At 70.2% G+C, this 17,360-nt stretch carries 26 protein-coding genes and 2 pseudogenes; 20 read left to right on the top strand and 8 right to left on the bottom strand.

Annotated elements, in window-relative coordinates; all coding sequences use genetic code 11:
- Window positions 1–51 precede the first annotated feature (51 nt).
- Window positions 52–1,221: a DnaB-like helicase N-terminal domain-containing protein gene (locus tag ACZ68L_RS26725; RefSeq protein ID WP_469581195.1), complete on the top strand. Its 1,170-nt coding sequence runs from the start codon at window positions 52–54 to the stop codon at window positions 1,219–1,221.
- 93 nt (window positions 1,222–1,314) lie between these two features.
- Here the strand turns inward: ACZ68L_RS26725 and ACZ68L_RS26720 are convergent, their stop codons facing one another.
- Window positions 1,315–1,590, bottom strand: coding sequence for a hypothetical protein (locus tag ACZ68L_RS26720; protein ID WP_469581192.1), 276 nt, complete (start codon window positions 1,588–1,590; stop codon window positions 1,315–1,317).
- 16 nt (window positions 1,591–1,606) lie between these two features.
- Between ACZ68L_RS26720 and ACZ68L_RS26715 the strand changes: the two are divergent.
- The 12 genes and pseudogenes from ACZ68L_RS26715 to ACZ68L_RS26660 all read left to right on the top strand — a co-directional run.
- Window positions 1,607–2,032, top strand: a pseudogene (locus ACZ68L_RS26715) (hypothetical protein); the annotation flags it as partial.
- Between the two features lie 115 nt (window positions 2,033–2,147).
- A pseudogene (locus ACZ68L_RS26710) lies at window positions 2,148–2,411 on the top strand (DNA cytosine methyltransferase); the annotation flags it as partial.
- Between the two features lie 291 nt (window positions 2,412–2,702).
- On the top strand, window positions 2,703–3,047 hold the full coding sequence (locus ACZ68L_RS26705) for a hypothetical protein (RefSeq protein ID WP_365202193.1): 345 nt from the start codon (window positions 2,703–2,705) through the stop codon (window positions 3,045–3,047).
- 93 nt (window positions 3,048–3,140) lie between these two features.
- On the top strand, window positions 3,141–3,740 hold the full coding sequence (locus ACZ68L_RS26700; RefSeq protein WP_266805294.1) for a DUF4913 domain-containing protein: 600 nt from the start codon (window positions 3,141–3,143) through the stop codon (window positions 3,738–3,740).
- Entirely contained in the window at window positions 3,737–4,504 is a 768-nt protein-coding gene (locus ACZ68L_RS26695; RefSeq protein ID WP_469581188.1) for a glycosyl hydrolase, read from the top strand. Before ACZ68L_RS26700 ends, ACZ68L_RS26695 begins: the two co-directional genes overlap by 4 nt.
- On the top strand, window positions 4,501–4,977 hold the full coding sequence (locus ACZ68L_RS26690) for a hypothetical protein (protein WP_365202187.1): 477 nt from the start codon (window positions 4,501–4,503) through the stop codon (window positions 4,975–4,977). Before ACZ68L_RS26695 ends, ACZ68L_RS26690 begins: the two co-directional genes overlap by 4 nt.
- The gene (locus ACZ68L_RS26685) at window positions 4,974–5,642 is read left to right on the top strand and encodes a hypothetical protein (protein ID WP_365202185.1); all 669 of its coding nucleotides are present in this window, start codon (window positions 4,974–4,976) and stop codon (window positions 5,640–5,642) included. Before ACZ68L_RS26690 ends, ACZ68L_RS26685 begins: the two co-directional genes overlap by 4 nt.
- The gene (locus tag ACZ68L_RS26680; protein WP_469581184.1) at window positions 5,639–6,463 is read left to right on the top strand and encodes a large ATP-binding protein; all 825 of its coding nucleotides are present in this window, start codon (window positions 5,639–5,641) and stop codon (window positions 6,461–6,463) included. Before ACZ68L_RS26685 ends, ACZ68L_RS26680 begins: the two co-directional genes overlap by 4 nt.
- Window positions 6,464–6,486: 23 nt before the next feature.
- Entirely contained in the window at window positions 6,487–7,029 is a 543-nt protein-coding gene (locus ACZ68L_RS26675; RefSeq protein ID WP_469581181.1) for a hypothetical protein, read from the top strand.
- A gap of 56 nt (window positions 7,030–7,085) precedes the next feature.
- Window positions 7,086–7,931, top strand: a complete 846-nt coding sequence (locus tag ACZ68L_RS26670; RefSeq protein WP_469581178.1) for a winged helix-turn-helix transcriptional regulator — start codon at window positions 7,086–7,088, stop codon at window positions 7,929–7,931.
- 117 nt (window positions 7,932–8,048) lie between these two features.
- Window positions 8,049–8,993 carry an SPDY domain-containing protein gene (locus ACZ68L_RS26665; protein ID WP_469581173.1) on the top strand — a complete coding sequence of 315 codons (945 nt, stop codon included), beginning with the start codon at window positions 8,049–8,051 and terminating at the stop codon, window positions 8,991–8,993.
- Window positions 8,994–9,058: 65 nt separating this feature from the next.
- A complete protein-coding gene (locus tag ACZ68L_RS26660; RefSeq protein ID WP_469581170.1) occupies window positions 9,059–9,547 on the top strand; it encodes a hypothetical protein in 489 nt (162 codons plus the stop codon).
- 3 nt (window positions 9,548–9,550) lie between these two features.
- Here the strand turns inward: ACZ68L_RS26660 and ACZ68L_RS26655 are convergent, their stop codons facing one another.
- The gene (locus tag ACZ68L_RS26655; RefSeq protein WP_469581167.1) at window positions 9,551–9,817 is read right to left on the bottom strand and encodes a hypothetical protein; all 267 of its coding nucleotides are present in this window, start codon (window positions 9,815–9,817) and stop codon (window positions 9,551–9,553) included.
- Between the two features lie 220 nt (window positions 9,818–10,037).
- Here ACZ68L_RS26655 and ACZ68L_RS26650 point away from each other — a divergent pair, with 220 nt between their 5' ends.
- The 7 genes from ACZ68L_RS26650 (at window position 10,038) to ACZ68L_RS26620 (ending at window position 12,298) form a co-directional block, all read left to right on the top strand.
- Complete coding sequence (locus tag ACZ68L_RS26650) at window positions 10,038–10,385, top strand: SPDY domain-containing protein (protein ID WP_469581165.1); 348 nt, start codon at window positions 10,038–10,040, stop codon at window positions 10,383–10,385.
- A 31-nt stretch (window positions 10,386–10,416) separates the two neighbouring features.
- Window positions 10,417–10,677, top strand: a complete 261-nt coding sequence (locus ACZ68L_RS26645) for a hypothetical protein (RefSeq protein WP_469581162.1) — start codon at window positions 10,417–10,419, stop codon at window positions 10,675–10,677.
- Between the two features lie 52 nt (window positions 10,678–10,729).
- Window positions 10,730–10,942, top strand: coding sequence for a hypothetical protein (locus ACZ68L_RS26640; protein ID WP_401278513.1), 213 nt, complete (start codon window positions 10,730–10,732; stop codon window positions 10,940–10,942).
- Between the two features lie 91 nt (window positions 10,943–11,033).
- Window positions 11,034–11,363 carry an esterase gene (locus ACZ68L_RS26635; RefSeq protein ID WP_402191693.1) on the top strand — a complete coding sequence of 110 codons (330 nt, stop codon included), beginning with the start codon at window positions 11,034–11,036 and terminating at the stop codon, window positions 11,361–11,363.
- A gap of 104 nt (window positions 11,364–11,467) precedes the next feature.
- Complete coding sequence (locus tag ACZ68L_RS26630; protein WP_266805273.1) at window positions 11,468–11,719, top strand: MarR family transcriptional regulator; 252 nt, start codon at window positions 11,468–11,470, stop codon at window positions 11,717–11,719.
- Entirely contained in the window at window positions 11,716–12,039 is a 324-nt protein-coding gene (locus ACZ68L_RS26625; RefSeq protein WP_266805271.1) for a hypothetical protein, read from the top strand. The genes ACZ68L_RS26630 and ACZ68L_RS26625 overlap by 4 nt, the downstream gene beginning before the upstream one ends.
- 28 nt (window positions 12,040–12,067) lie before the next feature.
- Window positions 12,068–12,298, top strand: a complete 231-nt coding sequence (locus tag ACZ68L_RS26620; protein WP_266805269.1) for a hypothetical protein — start codon at window positions 12,068–12,070, stop codon at window positions 12,296–12,298.
- 73 nt (window positions 12,299–12,371) lie between these two features.
- Here ACZ68L_RS26620 and ACZ68L_RS26615 read toward each other — a convergent pair whose 3' ends face one another.
- From ACZ68L_RS26615 to ACZ68L_RS26590, 6 genes are all read right to left on the bottom strand, one after another.
- Window positions 12,372–12,776, bottom strand: coding sequence for a hypothetical protein (locus ACZ68L_RS26615; RefSeq protein WP_124284364.1), 405 nt, complete (start codon window positions 12,774–12,776; stop codon window positions 12,372–12,374).
- Between the two features lie 107 nt (window positions 12,777–12,883).
- Window positions 12,884–14,653 (bottom strand): relaxase/mobilization nuclease domain-containing protein, encoded by a 1,770-nt coding sequence (locus tag ACZ68L_RS26610; RefSeq protein WP_469581156.1) that lies wholly within the window; start codon window positions 14,651–14,653, stop codon window positions 12,884–12,886.
- Window positions 14,653–15,318 (bottom strand): plasmid mobilization protein, encoded by a 666-nt coding sequence (locus ACZ68L_RS26605; RefSeq protein ID WP_469581153.1) that lies wholly within the window; start codon window positions 15,316–15,318, stop codon window positions 14,653–14,655. The genes ACZ68L_RS26610 and ACZ68L_RS26605 overlap by 1 nt, the downstream gene beginning before the upstream one ends.
- On the bottom strand, window positions 15,315–15,539 hold the full coding sequence (locus ACZ68L_RS26600; protein ID WP_469581150.1) for a hypothetical protein: 225 nt from the start codon (window positions 15,537–15,539) through the stop codon (window positions 15,315–15,317). Before ACZ68L_RS26600 ends, ACZ68L_RS26605 begins: the two co-directional genes overlap by 4 nt.
- A 100-nt stretch (window positions 15,540–15,639) precedes the next feature.
- Window positions 15,640–16,704, bottom strand: a complete 1,065-nt coding sequence (locus tag ACZ68L_RS26595) for a DUF2637 domain-containing protein (protein ID WP_469581147.1) — start codon at window positions 16,702–16,704, stop codon at window positions 15,640–15,642.
- Window positions 16,701–17,267 (bottom strand): WhiB family transcriptional regulator, encoded by a 567-nt coding sequence (locus ACZ68L_RS26590; RefSeq protein ID WP_469581146.1) that lies wholly within the window; start codon window positions 17,265–17,267, stop codon window positions 16,701–16,703. The genes ACZ68L_RS26595 and ACZ68L_RS26590 overlap by 4 nt, the downstream gene beginning before the upstream one ends.
- Window positions 17,268–17,360 lie beyond the last annotated feature (93 nt).

Below are 17,360 nucleotides of genomic sequence, written 5' to 3'. Positions count from 1 at the left end.
TCTCCGTGCCCGGGAGGGCGAGCCTCCTGCTTCTGACGCAGGGGGCCAGCGATGAACCCGCTGCTGGGCGCGGAGCAGGCGGTGCTCGGTTCCGTGCTCCTCGACCCGGGCCAGCTCTCGCACCTTGACTGGCTCGCGCCGGATCACTTCTACCGGCCGGTCCACCAGGCGCTGTTCGCCGCCTTGCGCAAGCTCCGGGACGACGGTCACCCCGCGTTGGCCGAAGAGTCCGTACCGCTGTCATGGGTGACCGATGCGGTCGCCGAGGCCAGCACCCACGTACGGGGGCTGACCGCGGTGTACGCCCACACCCTAATCTCGGCCTGCCCGCGTCCCGCGCACGCTCCGGTGTACGGCCGCATGGTGCTGGAGGGCGCGATCCATCGCAGCATCACGGAACACGCGATCCGTCTGCACCAGGCGGCCCGTGCCGACGCCCTACAAGGCGAAGTCGAGGGAGCCCTGCATTACGCGGACGTCCTGACCGGCGTGCTCAGCGATCTCGCACAGCGGTGGGGTACCGAACCGCGCCCGGTCGCGCCTGCTACTCCACCGGCCACCGTCCCGGTCACGCCACCTCCGGTTCGGGCCGAGCAGGTCGCCGAGGACGAGCGGTTCCTTCTGGCCGTCCTCGCCGAGCGACCGAAGGCCATGGACGAGGTAGTCGGCTGGCTGCGGCCCGGCGACTTCGCCGACCCCGCCCACGGGCAGCTTTACCGCTGCCTGGGCGCGCTGCACCACCGGGGTGAGCCCATCGATCGGGTCACCTTGCTCTGGGAGGCCCAGCGGCGTGGGCTTCTGGCCGACGGGACGCTGTCCGGCGATCAACTCGCCGCCATCTGCGATGGCGTGGGTCCAGGCAGCGCCGAATGGCTCGGCGAGTTGGTGATGCGCTCGTCGGTCACCCGCACGGCGGCGACCTCTGCGCGGACCATCCGGGCCTTGGCGGAGAACGAGGCTCTGACCCCCGGGCGGCTCATCAATCACGCGTTGCACGCGCTCGGTCCCCTCGATGAAGTGCGCTCCCGCTGGCAGGCGGTGAACGGCCGCCCCGCACCGACGCCGACGGCCCCGACTCGCTCGGCGACCGGGCCGCCCCCTGCACAGGTGCACGCGGCACTCGCCCGCAGCGCACCGCGCCCAGCCTCGCCATCCTCGGCACGGCCGGGGTCTGCCCCCAGCCTGGCCGCCCTGCGACCGCCATCTCGCGGGCACGGCTGACCCTCCCTCCCCTTACGTCGCTTGTCCCTCCCTTTGGAATTCACCATGAAGAACACCCCGGTCTCCGACGCCCTGGCCCTGCGCGCCACGGCGTCAGCATTCGATGCCCAGCGCGGCAAGCTCCCGGTCCCCGGAGACCCTCACCGCTCGCCGAACAGCGTCGCCGTCGCCCGGCAGATCTCCGAACTCGGCGCGTTGATCAACGGTTTGGGCGACGAGGTCCTCTTCCGCGCCGTCGACCAAGACCAAGAGTCCCGCAGTGCGCGGGTCATCACCGGCTTCGCCGCCGCCGTTGGCCCCGCTGGCGAAGCGGCATCCGCGCTCGGGGCAGTAGCCCATCAGCTTGCGTTCCTGAACCAGACCGAGCACCTTCGCGACCAGCCCGATGCCCGGGACGCGCGGGAGGCTGCGGTGCGGGTTACGGAGGACGCGCTCGGTGTGGCGGACACAGCCCTACGCGAAGCAGCCGATTCCCTTCACGCCGCGTCGGCGACGGTCTCGCCCCCGTTGGTTCGGCTGCAGGCAGCCCGTAGCCGGTCCGCGACCGCGGGACTCGCATCCGCTTCGCCTTCGCCTGCCGGCCCGGGAGCACCAGCTCCTGCGGACCAGATCACTCGGGGCCGGTGACATGCAGACCGCTATCGCGCTCCCTCCGCTGATCGGCTCGCTCTGCTCGGGGTACGGCGGGCTGGACCTCGGTGTCCAGTCCGCGCTCGGCGGCACGCTGGCCTGGCACGCGGAGGTCGATCCGAACGCCTCGCGCATCCTGGCCCGCCACTGGCCCGGTGTCCCGAACCTGGGCGATATCACGACCGTCGGCTGGTCCGCCGTGCCCCGGGTGTGCGTCCTGACGGCGGGCTTCCCCTGTCAAAGACGTCTCGGTCGCCGGCCGTCGGGCCGGACTCAACGCCCAGACCCGCTCCGGGCTGTGGCTGCACGTCGCCCGTGCGGTCGAAGCCCTCCGACCTTGCCTGGTTGTGATCGAGAATGTGCGCGGCCTCCTCACCTCACCCGCCGGTTCCCCTGGCGACGTGGAATTCTGCCCGTGGTGTCTGGGAGACACCCCAGGTCAGCCTCCTCTGCGGGCACTCGGTGCCGTACTCGGATCCCTGGCCGACCTCCGGTACGACGCGAAGTGGCTCGTGCTTCGCGCCTCCGACATCGGAGCCCCGCACCGTCGCGAGCGCACGTTCCTCGTCGCCTGGCCCGCCGAACACCCTGTTCAAGACGCCGACCAGCAACATCGCGAAGAACGGCGGCTCGCAACACCCTTCCAAGAGGAAGAGCGGCGGACACGGCCCGAACCTGGCCGACGAGGTGGAGTGGCTCCTGCCTACTCCGAAGGCGTCGGACGGAATCAAGGGCTCGCCCAACCAGCGCCACGGCAACGGGGACATGACCCTGCCGAGCGCGGCGGCGTCCCTGCTGCCCACACCGCGGGCCAGCGACACGGGCACGCCGGGACGCCGACCGGGCAAGGGATGGCGTCCTCCCCTGTCAGCAGTGGTTCTGCCGCTCTGGACGGAATCGGCTCCGGACACCGCGGGGCCGACCAGCGATGGGGGGCGTACGCAGCCGCCATCGCCCGATGGGAGATGCTCACCCGCCCCGCGCCACCGCCCACCGATGCGGCCGGACGTCTTCGTGCCGACTTCGTGGAGTGGATGCAAGGCCTGGAGCCCGGCTGGGTCACCGCCACCCCGGGGCTCGGACGACCGGCTCAACTCACCGCACTCGGCAACGGCGTCGTGCCTCAACAGGCCACCCGAGCAGTGCAGTTGCTGGCCCCGCCCTTCCCGCGCTGCCCTCGCTGCGCGACGGCGTAACACCCCACTACCGGGTTTTCCCGGCCGGACCAAATCGCGGTTCCTCCGGATCCTCTTCCTCATGTCGCCGTCTCACAGATGGAGCACGCCCCCATGTCCGACACCAGCACGACCGCCCCCGACCCGGAGCCGTTCCGCGTCCCCGACGGGGACCTCGACGACCTCGCCAGCACCCTCGCCAAGACGATGGCCGAGGTCAGGCAGCACGGCGTCATCCTCGACCGCCTGGGCTCCGAGCCTGCTCCCGCTTCCGCCGAGCTTCCGCCGCCTGACGGCGTTCCGGCCGCCCTGGCCGCCTCCACGCAGGTGGATGGCCCCACTTCGGTGTTCATCCTCGCCCTGGGCGGTGAGGCGTACGCGATCGAGATCGCCGCGCTCAGCGACTGGGTGAACTACCTATTCCTCCCGGTGTACGGCCGGGAGATCAGCACCAGCCGCCCGTGGTGCGAGCAGTGGCACGAACACCCCGAGGCCGTCGCCCGTCTCCACGCCCTCTGGCTCGCGTGGCAGCAGCTCACCGATGCCGAGGCCGGCCTGTCCGGTCCTTCGACGTGGCACCGCGACCACCTGGACCAGACGCTGGCCCATCTGCGCGCTCCCGATGGCCCCTTCGCCGCGTGCACGACGAGCGCGACCCGGCCCAACCATCGCGTGCTGGCCACCCCCGCACCGCAGTTGGGGCTGGCAGCATGAGCAACGAACTCGACTTCCGCCTGGAGGACTTCGAGCCCGCTGACGCGGATTCGGAGTACGCGGAGCATCGGTTCTGGGGCAGCGACTTCAGCGTCATAGCCGAGCATCACACCACGCCCAACGGCTCCCACAGTTTTGTCGTCGCCCACGACAGCTCGGTCACCTGGGGTGTACCGGGGGAACCCCAGATCGCTGCCATCAAGGTCGCACGGGATCTCAGCCTGAACACCTTCACCTTCGAGTCGACGTATCACTCCTCGGTGTCCTTCGCTCAGAACTGGCTGATCGGGCAAGGCTGCCCGCCCGAGCAGATCTCCCAGATCAGCGACGGCTTCACACAACCAGCCGATGACCTGTCGACCCGTATCGAGCAGCAGATCCGCTCCTCGGGAAGCCGGTACGAGGTGTTGGAGAGCGACACCACTGACTACGGCCCGGCCGAGAACTGGACGATGGTCCAGGACTCTGCCGCAACCCAGGCCCCGATCCGGGTCTTCCTGGAAGAGGCGGACCTCGAAGCAGGCACCTACACGGTGCGCGAAGGCGCCTTCGCCGACGAGGAAGCCGCCCAACACTGGCTGGAAACCCGCGACAGCCCACTGCCGCAGCCAGCGGAATACCGCAGCGACGCCGCCGCCCTCCGGACCCGTGCTGCCCTCACCCGGTCGGCCGGTGCCTCCGCGCTACCGAAGGCCGGCCCCGATGCCCAGAGTGCGCCGTCGGTAGCAACGGCACAGCGACCGAGCCCCGGGCGGTCGATGTGAGCCGCGCCCGCTTCGCCTTCGCCGCGCACCCCGACGCCATCGCAGACCTCCGGGAACTTCCCGACGAAATGCGCGACTTGGCTCTGCTGGAACTGCAGAACCTGGTCCACGGCAGCGACGACTGCCTACCGCTGAAAGGTCGCCTCGCGGGCTTCCACAAGGTCTACGTCGACCCGTCCGTCTCCTACCGGATGGTCATCCAGTTCCGCCCGGCCCCTCCGACCTCACACCACAAGCGCGAGATCTATCTCGTCGCCGCCGGGAGCAGGAAGGACTACGCGGTCTACCGCGCTGCGCACCTGCGCACCGGCCCCCACCAGGACACCGAGACAGCCTCTGCCTCCGAGGCGCGTGTGCAGGCAGCTCGCTCTCGCTCTCCCCACGCGGTCGACCAGCCGACCGCGGTCCCGGCAACTCCTCCCGCAGCAGTACAACCCGCTGCTGCCGCTTCTCGAAAGGTTCCCCAGCGATGACCGCCGACCGCACCCCCCTGGCCCGTACCGAGCTGGCTGGCCTACTCACCGAGGTTGCGCACAGCGTCTCCGGCATCCTCACCGCTGAGTACCCGACGGCCGCTAGCCGCTCCTACCTGCACCCCGTGCTCGGTGCACTGTCCGCCGGGCCCCAAGTCGTCTGCGAGCTGAGCGACCGGCTCGAAGGCTTCGTGGCCGACGATCCGCTCCCCACCACGCCAGCAGGTCTGTTCACCCTGGCCTCCTACGCCTCGGCGCTGGGATGGCTCACCGAGTCACTCGCCGAGCTGACCTCCTCGGTCGACCGCATCTGCACGCGCGTCGGCATCCCCACGGAGCCACCGGACCCGGCCTTCGCCGCAGCGGCCAGCGTGGAGCAGAACAGCGAGTTCGACTTCGCTTTCAGCGCACTGGAGTTGGCCGCGATCCGTACTGCGGCCGAGGCCGCCGGCCTCGCGCCGGTCGACTACGTCGAGGTGCTCTCCGAGTCCCTGCTCGCAGCTTCCCGGATCACCGACGCTTGCATGGAGATCTCCAGCGGCCTTCTCGAAGACGCCGCGTATGTCCTCGGCGAGGCGACCGACCACGTCTGGATCGGCGACGGTCCCGAGAGCCTGCCCACTCTGGTCCGCTCCCTGCTCGCCCGGATGGAGGCGACGGAGTGAACGCGCAGAACGCCACTGCGCGGCCCGGCGCAGACCTCGTTGCCGAGCTGCTCGGCGTCGAGGACTTCTGGATGCTGAACATCGCGTATCGACCAGGAGAGCCGCTGTACGGTGCCGCGACTCGCGTCATCGGGGCTGCACACGAACTCAACGCACTGCACGGTCGAGTTGCCCGTGTGGCTCAGGCTGCCGTTGAGGTTCTCGGACCCGTCAGCCGGGGCGAGTTCAACGGTTCGGCGCGCTCGTACGTACCACTGCGGTCTGCGGTCCAGCAGATCGGACAGCTCGTCTCGCGGCAGAACGAGGCTCACGAGCAGCTCAACGAGTCCATCTTCGCGTACCGCCAACTTCTGTCCGAGTCGAAGAGTTCCCGGGTCACACAGGTCAAGACCCATGAGCTGGACAACGATCACGGTGCCGGCCGGGACGATGACTGGACCGTCTCGGGCGACCTCCGCCTCCGGGCCCTCGAAGCCGTCGACGCCGTCGAACTGCGAGTCCGCCAGAGCGCGATCTACGGCTACACCTACCTCTCTGACGGAACGGGCCAGCGCCCCAACCCGGAGGTCTGGCCCGAAACCGTCCAGCGGCTGGTCGCCGACGGGCTACTGGCCCAGGACACCAGCGAGGGGCTGTACCGGCCTGGACAGCTCCTCTCACTGACACCACAGGGCGAGACGGCGCTTCGCGACCCCCGTACGGCCGCGCCACGCGTGTCCGCCGCTCTCAGCCGCAGCGACGCTGCAGCGATCTCCGGCTCCGTCGGCCCGTCGCCCGCACCTGCGACAAGCCCGACCGCCAAGCCGCTCCGTTCCCGCTGATACCCATTGAAAGGACTCCCCTCATGTCCGCCGCGATCTACACCCGCCGCCTGGTCGAGCACCGGTACGGCCGCCCGCTGGAGAAGCTGCAGCGCGGCAACGCCTCCGCCCGTTCCGACGACCCCGTCCTGCCCATTCTGCTGCGACGGCTCGACGGACTCACTCAGACCGGCGCCGCTGCCCAGTCAGCTCGCCGTCACCTCGAAGCAGCCTGGAGGGGGCACCGCACCGGTGGACCCGACCGCGACGATCTGGTGCTGCTGTACGCGACCGAAGTCGTCGACCTCGAACGCCAGGAACAGAGCGAGGCGGAAGCGGTCTGGGATCTGCTGGATGTTCGCCTCCTCCTGGACCGCGCTTCCGCTCGGCGGCCGTCAGCTCATCGAGTCGCCCCTGCTCCGGACGATCAGGATCTGCTGGACATCGCCCGCGAGGTCGCTGCTGGCCTGCACCGCCTCAACCGCGAGGCACTGCGGCGGGGCCTGCGTGAGCGCGGCGTTCCCGTCAGCAACCGCCGCCTCGGCGTTGTGCTCCAGAGGCTCCGAACCGAGAGCACCTCCCGCTGAGCGCTCGGTCGCGTCGAGAATCCTCAACCCCACTTTTTTGCAATGGAGTTCGTCCCATGCCCGCCACCTCTCCGTCCTCCGCTACGTCGATCGGCTCGGTCGATGCACGGCGTGTCGAGGACGCGTTTTCCCTGATAGCACCGAAGTGGACCACCTGGTCGGCGCAGACCCTGGCGCAGCAGAGCAGCCCCATGCGTGTGCGTGATGTCGCCGCCAGGCTTCCCTTCGTCAGCGAGCAGCTCGTCGGCAAGCGGCTGGCCCAGATGCACGCTGATGGACTGGTCACCCGAGTCGGCGACCGCCACGGGGCTCCGTATCAGCTCAGCGCCTTCGGCGAATCCCTGTCTCGGGTGCACGACACGCTCGCCGACTGGTCCCAGGCCAACCTCTCGCTAGGCGGCCGGGTAGCCGGTGCCGAACGCATCGAGGACGCCGTGCGGCGTCTGCACCTGCGGGATTCGACCGCCGTGATCCAGGCCCTCGACACGGGCGGCCCCATGCGGTTCGTCCACATCGCCGAGGAGGCCGGCCTGGACAACGGCTGGACCCGGCAGCGACTCAACCGGCTTCAGGTAGACGGCTTGGTCGCCCGTACCGGGCCCCGCCACGGCGACCCGTACGTCCTGACCGACGCCGGGCGGGCGCTCGGCCCCGTATACGCAGCCGTCGAGCACTGGAGTGACCCCGTCGCCACGCGGCATCGCTCAGCACCGCCGCCCCCTGTTGCGGCGGCCACCCGCACCCACACCGGCGTGCCGCTGGCGTCGGACAACATCCGCACTGCGGCGGCACTGCGCCGGAGCGCCGCCGCGCCGAGCGCCCTGTTCAGCCACGCGCCGCAGCCGCAGCCGCGGGTGCCCGCAGTCGTCACCGCCCAGTCGACGCCCTCTCGGGGCCGGTGATCCGGGTGGCGCTGAGAGCCGGTTACGTCTCCGCATCGCCACGGCGCCCGCGTGCAGTCAAGCAGCACTTTCCGCTGCGCACGCGGGCGCGTTCCCCTTAGCCCCGGAGCCTCGGCCATGAACACCCACCAGCCTTTTGACCAGTACCGCTACCAAGAGGTACTCGTCAGCCCCATGTACCTCGCCGGTTCCAACGGGACCGGAGAGGCTGGCTTCGCCCCCGTCGCTCACTGGCCTCACCACTACCTCGACGAGGGCCCCTGCCAACTCCTTGTCACCTCTCCCGATCAGAGGATCCGTATCGGCTGGTTCGGCGACGACTTCGAGCTGTGGAAGGTCACCGCCGCCGAGGAAGCCATGTCCGCCCCCCGATGGTCCGCAACCTTCAACCATGTCACCCCGGCCGAGATCGTCGCTGGCCTCACCACCGCTCTCGCCCACGACTACGCCGAAGCGGATGCCTACGAGGGCAACGGGCGCTTCCTGGCCAGCCCTTCGTATCGCTGGGCCGACGCTGTTCGGCCGCTGACCGACGCTGGCTGGACTCGTGACGGCGGCGCCGAGCTGGGCACCGTCGAGATCATCGCGCCGGACGGACAGGCAGGCGTCCTCCTCGACAACCGCCGCTCCCGTCCGGACGACGAAGCCGTAACGCTCTGGGCGGGTCCACCAGGGTGGGGCACTCGCGCGGAGACGATCTTCTCGGCCCGCACTCCCTCCCACCTGATCGCCGCAACGGCAGCGGCCATGGCCGATCCAGCCCCGGCGGTACGTGAGCGGCACATGATCCATCGCGAGGTTGAGCACTTGGTCTCGCTCACCCCCGTCAGCCCGCCCGTCCCCCAGGTTCCTCGGGCTCCCACCCCTCTTGACGTACGCCGTACCGCGGTCACTCAGGCCGTCCAGCGCGCCGCACGTTTTCCTCGGACCGCCGCAGACCTGCGGGTCATGGCCGCGCGCAGTCGAACGGGGGCCTCGGCACAGAACCGGTCGAGCAACCCTGCGCCTGCTGTGGGGTTCAAGTCGCCGGCCACCCCGACGCCCTCACGCCATAGCCGCTGACGGTCTCGGTCCCTCTGCGACAACCCCTCCACCCGAAGCGCCATTTCGAATGCCGGGAGTTCACCATGCCTGACGCAACCGCGCTCGATCAGGCCACAGCCATGATCGAGAAAACCTGGGGCCGCCCAATCGAGGCTCTGGAATCCCTCGCGGTCCGCAGCCCCAGCGAAGACCCCCTCTTGCGCTCGGTCATGCACATCCGCTCGTCCTTGGTCGTCACCGACAACGCCGTGGCTGTGCACCAGGACCGTCTGCACGCCCTTTCTCGGCCCGGCCGTGTGCCGGCCTTCTACGACCTGGAACGGATTACCGGCTCAGCAGCGGACCTTCGCGTCGCTCAAGCCGAGAGCCGGACTTCCCTTCAGGCCATCAGCCACGTGATCGAAGCGCGTGAATCCGCCGCGACCGCGGGCCGGGCCCCGGCAGTTCGGCTGGCCCAGGCCGCTGTCGCCCGCTCGGGGCACGCTCCACGCGCCCTGGCCCAGTCACCCGATCAGCCAGCCCCTTCGGCTGCTTCCGGCCCGTCGGTGGCCGCGCTGGGGCCGCACCGCTGATCGTCAGCTGTGGTCCTCGTCGCGGTGGGCTTCCCAGATTCGGGAGCCCACCGCGCGGGCCAGTTCGTCCAACGTCAACGCGACGCGGCGTCCATCCGCGATCCGACCCTCCGCCGTGGCGTCCTCGTCTCGCCGTCCGTCGGGCTGGACACCGACAGCCCACTGGCCGTCAGCGACCATCGCGATGTCGCCCACCGTCCACGGCCGCCCGGCAGCGCGGATCTTGCGTTCCAGCCCGGCCCCGTCCCAGTGTCTGCTCGACTCCGCCATCCCTGCTCCCCCTTCGATCCTGTGCGACCCGAAGCCGCAACCCAGTTACGACAACCGCGTTCACCGATCCATTCCCGGCGCCAGCGTCGCCCGGCCCACGGCCGCCAGTTCGCCCACGGCAGACGCCGCTCTCCGGGAAAGAACTACGCACTTCGGGACACTGCATGTCAACGTACGGGTGTTGGGAAAAACCGCAGGTCAACGAAGGGATCGTCCAACCATGAACACCTCCCCCGCTCTCCTTCCCGCCGTCGTCCGCCCGGCCGTGGAAGACCGTCCGTGGCTCTCCTCCGACCACTGCGCAGGCCCGGTGCTCGACCTCCTCGACGCCCTCGGCTGGGCGATCGTGGACACCCCAGAAGCCAACGTCCACGCGACGAGCCCGGACGGTCGGGTCTACGTCGGCTGGCTCCCCGAGGACCCCGCCGCCTGGCAGCGCGACATCGTCTGGCAGGTCCGAGTGGAGCCCACCGAAGGCCGCCCGTGGATGCAGGAGTTCGGCCTCTACACCCCCTCCGAGGCCGTTGCCGGATTCCTCGCCGCGCTCATCGCCAGCCCCACCCGCTGACCGCTACCGACCCCCGACTCGGAGAAGCCCCGTGGCACACCGCGCCCCGCTCACCAACCACCACGCCGACGGCACTCTCTGCCCGGCAGACCACAAGCACACCAGCTCCGGCAAGCCGCTCCACCCCGACTGTCCTGGCCGCGCGTACACGCAAGCCATCTGCTCCTGCGGCGGCTGGGACATGAAGCAGTCCGGCAAGGGCTACGTCAACGAGAGCCGGAAGCGGCACCTCGCCAGCCACTCCCAGGGGCCGAAGGTCCTTCGCGACCTGCTGCGTCTCGACGTGCCCTGACCTTCACGCACCAACCCCGCACTACCAGTCCGCACCGCTCTCGGAGGATCCCGTGCCCCATTACCTGACCGTCGGCCACCTGCTCCGCCAGCTCCAGGACCTTGATCCCAGCCTGCCGATTCGTCTTGCCATCAACCCGGACTTCCCCTTCACCCACTATCTCGGGGCAGAGGTCATCGTTCGGGACGGCAGGGCGTTCATCGCCGACGACGGCCAGGAGGACTACCTCCCGACGGCGGTCAGCGACGCCCTTGCCTGGGCCTGACCTGTTCCACCGAGAAGACCTGGAGGCTCCGATCTCGTCGCAATCCCGCCCTTCGCACGTCCTTCCTCTACATGGCCTCGCCATACGTCCGATGCCGAGCACCACGCGCGGCGCGCTGGTCCAGCGCGTCTCCGCACTGCCCGACGGGCCGCTCGACGTCACCTGGCTCGACCTCGAAGCCCCGAGACTCCCGCTTGGCCGCATCCGCCTTCACTGGGAGCCCGCCCCCCTCGCAGGCTGGGACGTCACCGCCCACCTGGGCCTGGCCACCACCGAGGTGCATCTCGCCTCGTGGCCCGCTGCCCCGGACGACTGGCCGCGCCTGGTCCGCCCGACCCTGCACGAGGTGCTTGGCCTCTGCGCCGCCCTCGCGGTCGCGACCGCCGCCCTCGACCTCTCGAACCGCCTCGCCCAGGTCTGACCGAACCGCAGAAGGCCGCCCCGTGCCAATCAGGCAGGGGCGGCCTTGCCGTACGCCCAGCCGCGTGTTGCGTACGCTCATCACCGACGAACGAGGAGGACACGATGGCCGACGACCAGGAACTCTGGGGGTACCCCGAGGTCGCCGCTCACCTGGGCATCAGCGTCGGGGCTACCCGTAATCGCAAGAGCCGAGGAAGCCTGCCCGCTCCCGACGACACCACCGTGCCGGACCGGCCCCGCTGGCGGCCCGCCACGTTGCAGAGCTGGACGCCGGTCGGCCGGGGGTTTCGCAGCGATCTCCATGGCGATTCGGCCTCTGATGCTCCTCCGGCGTCCGCCGGAGGAGCATCGTGAACAGACTCGTTGTCGCGTCCGCCTTGGTCGCTTCCGCTGGAGCGGTCGCCGCAATCGCCGCCGCTGTTCAGCACAACTACGGCGTCTGCAGCATCGCCTTGTTCGCCGTGGCGGCCGGTGCCTCCGGCGTCTACCTGCTCCGCCGGTCTCAGGATGCCGCGAACGACCGCACCGTCCTCCACCGGCTACGAGTTCGGCCCCAGCTCACCGTCGACGCCCTGGCGAACGAACTTGGGCTTAACCGCGCCGCAGTCCAGCTCAGCATTCACCGTCTGGCCCGTTCCGGCGAGCTGCCCCCGCCCGCCGATTCCGCTGAATGACGGATAGGTTCGCCCCTAGTCTCAAGGCATGACCGACTCACCTATGCCCGCCCCACCGTTCCCTTCGCCTGACAATGCTGCGCTCCGGGTGGTCGTCGGCAACGCTCTCGCATCAGTCCGCAACGGCGAAGCCTCCGTGGAGGACGCGATCCTCCACGCCGCCGTCCACGGCTGGTATGAGGGTCACATCCAGGGCGAGGACGAGTGCCCCGGCTGCGACTTCCGAGGAGGACTGCCGAAGAACGGGAACCGCGGCTGACCATCGCGCAACGCCGAGGAGCGCCACCGACGTATCGGTGGCGCTCCTCGGCGTTCGGCACGCCGCCGCTCGACTAGTCCAGGTAGGTGCCGGCGAAGGCCCCGTCGAAGCCGAGCGCGGCCAGGCCCTGCTCGACGCTGGAGTAAGTCGTTCCGTCCGGGATGGCGATCAGTGCGTCGAAGTCGGCTCGGCTGATCTCCGGTTCGAGCCACTGGTTGCTGCAGCGGCAGCAAACCCAGACGTTCCGTCCGTGGTTGATGAGTAGCCAGTCGCGGCGAGCGCGGCAGGCCGTGCACATCACCGGGATGCCACGAAGGGCCAGGGCACTCGGGTGGCTGAGGCAGCGCGTCGCGCCGGGGCCGCTGGGCGGCTGCGTCTCGTACTCGAGTTGCAGCAGGGGATCGGTGCCGGCGGGGAGGACGGGCAGCACGGGTGTCGGCTCTGCGGGGCGGTCGGTGGTTCTGAGCACGAGCGTCATCTCCCGGTCGAGGTACTTCTGTTTCCATCCGTAACAGCCGGTGGAGCTGCTTGTCCAGGGGTTTCTCGAAGGCCGGCGGGCCGGTCACCCGGCCCGCCGGACCCTCGTCAGCGGCGCGGTGGGCGGTTGCGTGGGTCGGAGGTGGTGGGGCGAGCTGCTGCCGTGGGTGCCGTCCGGTTGTTGGTGCGACTGGTCGGGGCCCTTGTCTGGCTGGTGCCGGCCTGCGGGCGGCGCGTCGCTTCACCCGGGTGAGCGGGAAGCTGGGCAAGGCGGCGCAGTCGCCAGACAAGCACGTCGTTCACGTCGTCAGCCGTGTCGAGTTCGCGCATCTCGATGGCCTGCTGGAGGAGGGCCTTGGGGTCGTGGCCTGCGTGCTCGGCCTGGGCAAGTGTGGCGGTCAGGGCATCGGCCGTGGACGAGCTGTCTGCTCGCATCACCCCGTCGGGTAGTGCTGCGCGGATGGTGGCTTGGTGGGCGCGGCGTTCGGCTTCCGGTAGAGCGCGACCTTGGTCGTGTAGGGCCTGCATGGGAGTGGCAGCGGCCTGTCGGTAGGCGGCTCGCAGATGCTCGGCGGTCTGTCGGGAAGCGTGAGCCTGCTGGGCGTGTCCCCGGGCGGAGTGCCAGCGGGCGGCGGCGATCGTGACCAGGACCAGGGTGGAGAGGAGCATGGCGGTGGTGCCACCGTCCTCGCCACGTCCGAGGGCGCTGCCGGCCTGGATGATGCCCCGGGCCGCCGAGCGGATCGCCCGCGTGTCGGCATGCTCCGCTCGGACGTGGCTGCGGGTGGCACGCTCGAAGGATCGGGCGGCGGCGCCCAGCTCGGCGCGGGTAGCGGCCGGGGAGGTCTGTGTCACCGCATCCAGGAGTTCGCCGATCCCCACCAGTTGACCTGCGGCTTCGTCGTCGTCGCTGTCGAGCAGGACGGCGGCGCGCTCGGCGATACCGGTGGCGTTGCGTCGTTCCCGGGCGGGCGGGGACCAGTCCGTTCGGCCGCTGGTCGCCGCCGGGTGCGTCGTCTGGTCAGCGGTGCCGTCGGCCAGTCGGCGGCGGATCTTGGGGAGTGAGAGGTCGGGGGCCAGCTTGGAGCCGGGGTACCAGATCGGTGCGCCGTCGCGGTTACGGTCACCGGGAAGCGCGACGTTGTAGCCGATGGCGTCGCCAGACGGGGCGTTTCGGACCTTCACGCGGAGGCCCGCCTCCCGGAGCCTGGTGAAGAACTCCTCTTCGGTGGCCGCCCCGGCGAGGGCTTGGCGCACGGCTTCGCGGAGAGTCTCGCGAGGGGCCTCGGACCGACCGGTGCGCTCGGCCTTGAAACGCTCCGCGCTGGTGGGGGACTTCGCTCCGGTGCCGTCGCCGGGCCTGAGCTGGCGGAACCCCATCTCCTTCTCGATGCGGCGGCATTCGGCCTGGGCCTTCTTGAAGTCGTAGTTCATCCTCGGACGGCGCAGGTCGCCTCGGACCATGGTGGCCACGATGTGGATGTGGTCGTCGGCGTGCCGTACGGCGACCCAGCGGCAGCCGTCGGGATCGCCTTCTGGGGCGAGGTTGACGGCGTGGACCAGGCGGCGGGCGACGATGTTCCATTCGGCGTCGGTCAGATGTCGGTCGCCGGGGTCGGTGCGGACCGAGCAGTGCCAGACGTGCTGGGCCGGTGCCGTGGTGCCGGCCTGCTTGACCCGCAGGTCCAGCGCTGCGGACAGGCGGGCGAGGGTGACCTTGGGGTCGGGGTCGGGGCTGGTGTCCCGTCCGGGGTCGGGGGCGAAGCCGTCCCAACTCCCAACAAGGTGGGCATCGATGTGTTCGTCGCGTTTGCCGGGGCCGTACAGGTAGACGAGTAGGCCGTGGGTTCGTGAGCCGCGTCGGATCTTGGGGACCATCAGAGTCGCTTCTTCACCAGGGCGTCGGCCGTGTCGTCGATGCGGGCCAGGAGTCGGGTCAGGGCCGTGAGGGCGTGGTCGAGCTCGCCGGGGCGGGGCTGCCCTCCGGCGTTGTAGATGTAGGCGATCTGGTTGATGTTGTTGCCAACCCTGGAGAGGGCGGTGCGCAGGGCGGCCAGCTCGTCGATGGCGGTGTCGAGTTGTTCGTTGGTGTGCAAGGCGGTGGAACCGCGGGCGGCGGCGAGGCCGGCGGCGGCGAGGAATCGGGCGACGGTGACGCCGCGCTGCGCGGCGGCGGCGACGATCTCGGCTTTCTCTGTGTCGGAGAGGCGGGTGGTCGTCTTGCGGGTGCGCTCGCTCGGGTTGCGGCTGCGGCGGCGCGGTTTGCGGTCGGGGAAGGCGGGCGTGCTCGGGCTCGGCTGCTCTCGGTGGTCGTGGCGGTCTGCTTCTCCCCCTGCGACCGGCGCCCCCTGGTGCTGGGAGTCCGGCTGGTCCCCGTGCGCCCTCGCTCGGGGACCAGCCGGACTTCCCGCGCCCTCCTGGGCGGGGGCAAGTGCGTACGACGGGCCGTAGGACCGTCGTACGCGACAACTTGCTCCGCCAGGAGCCGTCGCGGGGTCACGCTCCAGTCCGGGCGTGGTGACCGTCGGGTCGTTGGCGGTCACCGGCTCTCCTCCGGGTTCTGTTGCCGGATTTCGCGGACGAGTTCCTCGATCCAGTCCATGGCCAGGACCGGATGGTGCAGGGTCCAGGGGCGAGAATGTGGGGTTCGTTGCACTGTCCAGGTGTTGCCGGGTCCGGATTGGGCGCGGTGAAGGTGACCGCGCCAGTGCAGGACGGTCAGCCAGGAATCGACCTCGGCAGGTGTGGCCGGGTGGGTGCGCATGAGGTGCTCTCCGGTTCGCTTCGGAAGGATGTGGGGGCGTGTCCGGGAGCGGGTGACCGGCCGGGGTGTCCGGCTCGGTCACCCTCTGCGTGCTGTCCGGTCAGTTCCGGGCGGAGGTGACCGGCTGTCCGTGCTGCTTGCGGAGCTGGGCCATCAGGACGGTCAGGGTGTCGCTGGACAGCGGGATCTGCTGACCTCGGATCGCCTGGGCGACCACCTTGCGGGTCAGCTTGTCCTCGGCCCTGACCGCTGACCGGGCGATCTTCAGCAGCTCCTCGGTGTCCGGGTCAGGCCGCCGGTCACTGGTTGTGCGGGTGTCCCGGTCAGTGACCGGCTGCGGAGTGACCGGCCGGTCGGGGAGCGGCGCGAGGCTGTCCTGGCGGCCGGTGACCGGCTCGGTGCCGGCCGGACGGTCAGTGACCGGCGGCGCGGTGTCCGACTGTCCGGGCAGGTCAGCGGCCTCGTGCGGCTGACCGTGGTGACCGGTGACCGGGTTGCTGCTGTCCGCCGGGGCACTGTCCCCGGTCAGTGACCGAGGGCTCGGGGTCTGCTTGTCCAGGGACAGTCGCGGCCGGTCGGTCAGGGCAGTGACCGGTTGCCCGGCGCTGACCTGACCGGCTTGCGGCTGCTGACCGACCCGGTCAGTCCGGGTGACCGCGATGCCCTCGGGTCGGTCAGCCTGACCGAGGTGACCGGCCTGACCGAGGTCCTCGCGGTCACTACCCTTGACCGGGCCCCGGGCAATGAGGATGTAGAGGTGGACCGCTCCGGCCAGCGCGAGCGGGGCGATGGTGGACAGCACCGCGACCACTGTGTCCCCGAGCCGGAGCCCGGTGACCGCAACCGCTTCCTCGTTGAGTCGCACCGCGTGAAGCGCGTTGGCCCAGATGCTGGCGGCCGTGGCCGTACCGAAGAGCGTCCAGACGTAGAGCCGGGCGCGCAGGGGTGCGTCGCGGAGGACCAGGAGCGCCCGTATGCCGTAGGCGATGAACCCGTCGATCACCAGCGGGAAGAGGTAGGTCAGGAAACCGCGGACGTGGATGGCGACGGCCATCTGCTGGAGGGCGTCGTACGACAACGCGCATCCCGCGCCGCCCAGGGCGATGACGACCGCGCGGTCCCATCCGGTGATGTGCGCCGCCTTGGGCGCGCTCGCGATGCTCACGCCGCCGTCCCGAAGTCGTCGCGGCCCAGGCGCTCGCCGTCGGCCTCGGGAGGCAAGGTGGTCTTCGTGGTCTGCTCCAAGTCTCGGTTGCGCAGGGCGCGGCGGGTCTCGCGGTACAGCTTCTGGGCGTGCTCCTCGGTGATCTTCAGGAGCCAGGACAGGCGCTGCTCGGTCACCCCGTGGCGGTAGGCGGCGTGGACGACCGCGCGGCGCTCGGCCTTGGTGAGGTGGACGTCGCGCCCGGCGATGGTGGCGTTGACGCGGCTGTAGTCGAGACGGTTGGCGAGCTTCTCGTGCAGCGGCCCGCGCTCCTCCTCGGTCAGTCCGCCCCGGATGCCGTCGGTGTCGCCGCTTTCCAGGGCGGCGTCCAGGCAGGTGCGGCGGACGAGGCACTGGCCGCACAGCGACTTCGCGGCGGTGATCTTGTCGGTCTCGTCTGGCTCCGGGAAGAAGATTTCGGGGTCCACCGGGTTGTACTCGGTGCTCTGGCAGACGGCCTGGTCCCGCCAGGTGTGGTCGCCGAGCGACCGATGGCGGGCACTGCTGATCGTCGTGGTGGTCATGCGGGTTGCTCCGATCGCTCTCCGCGTGCAGGGGCGTCGGCGGAGGGGTGCGCTGGGTCGGGAGGTGCATGGGGCGGCGCGCTGAGGGCGCGG

The organism is Streptomyces sp. NPDC104309, from assembly GCF_055584025.1.
Note: the sequence above shows the minus strand (reverse complement) of the source record. Positions and strands in the feature narration are given on the sequence as shown.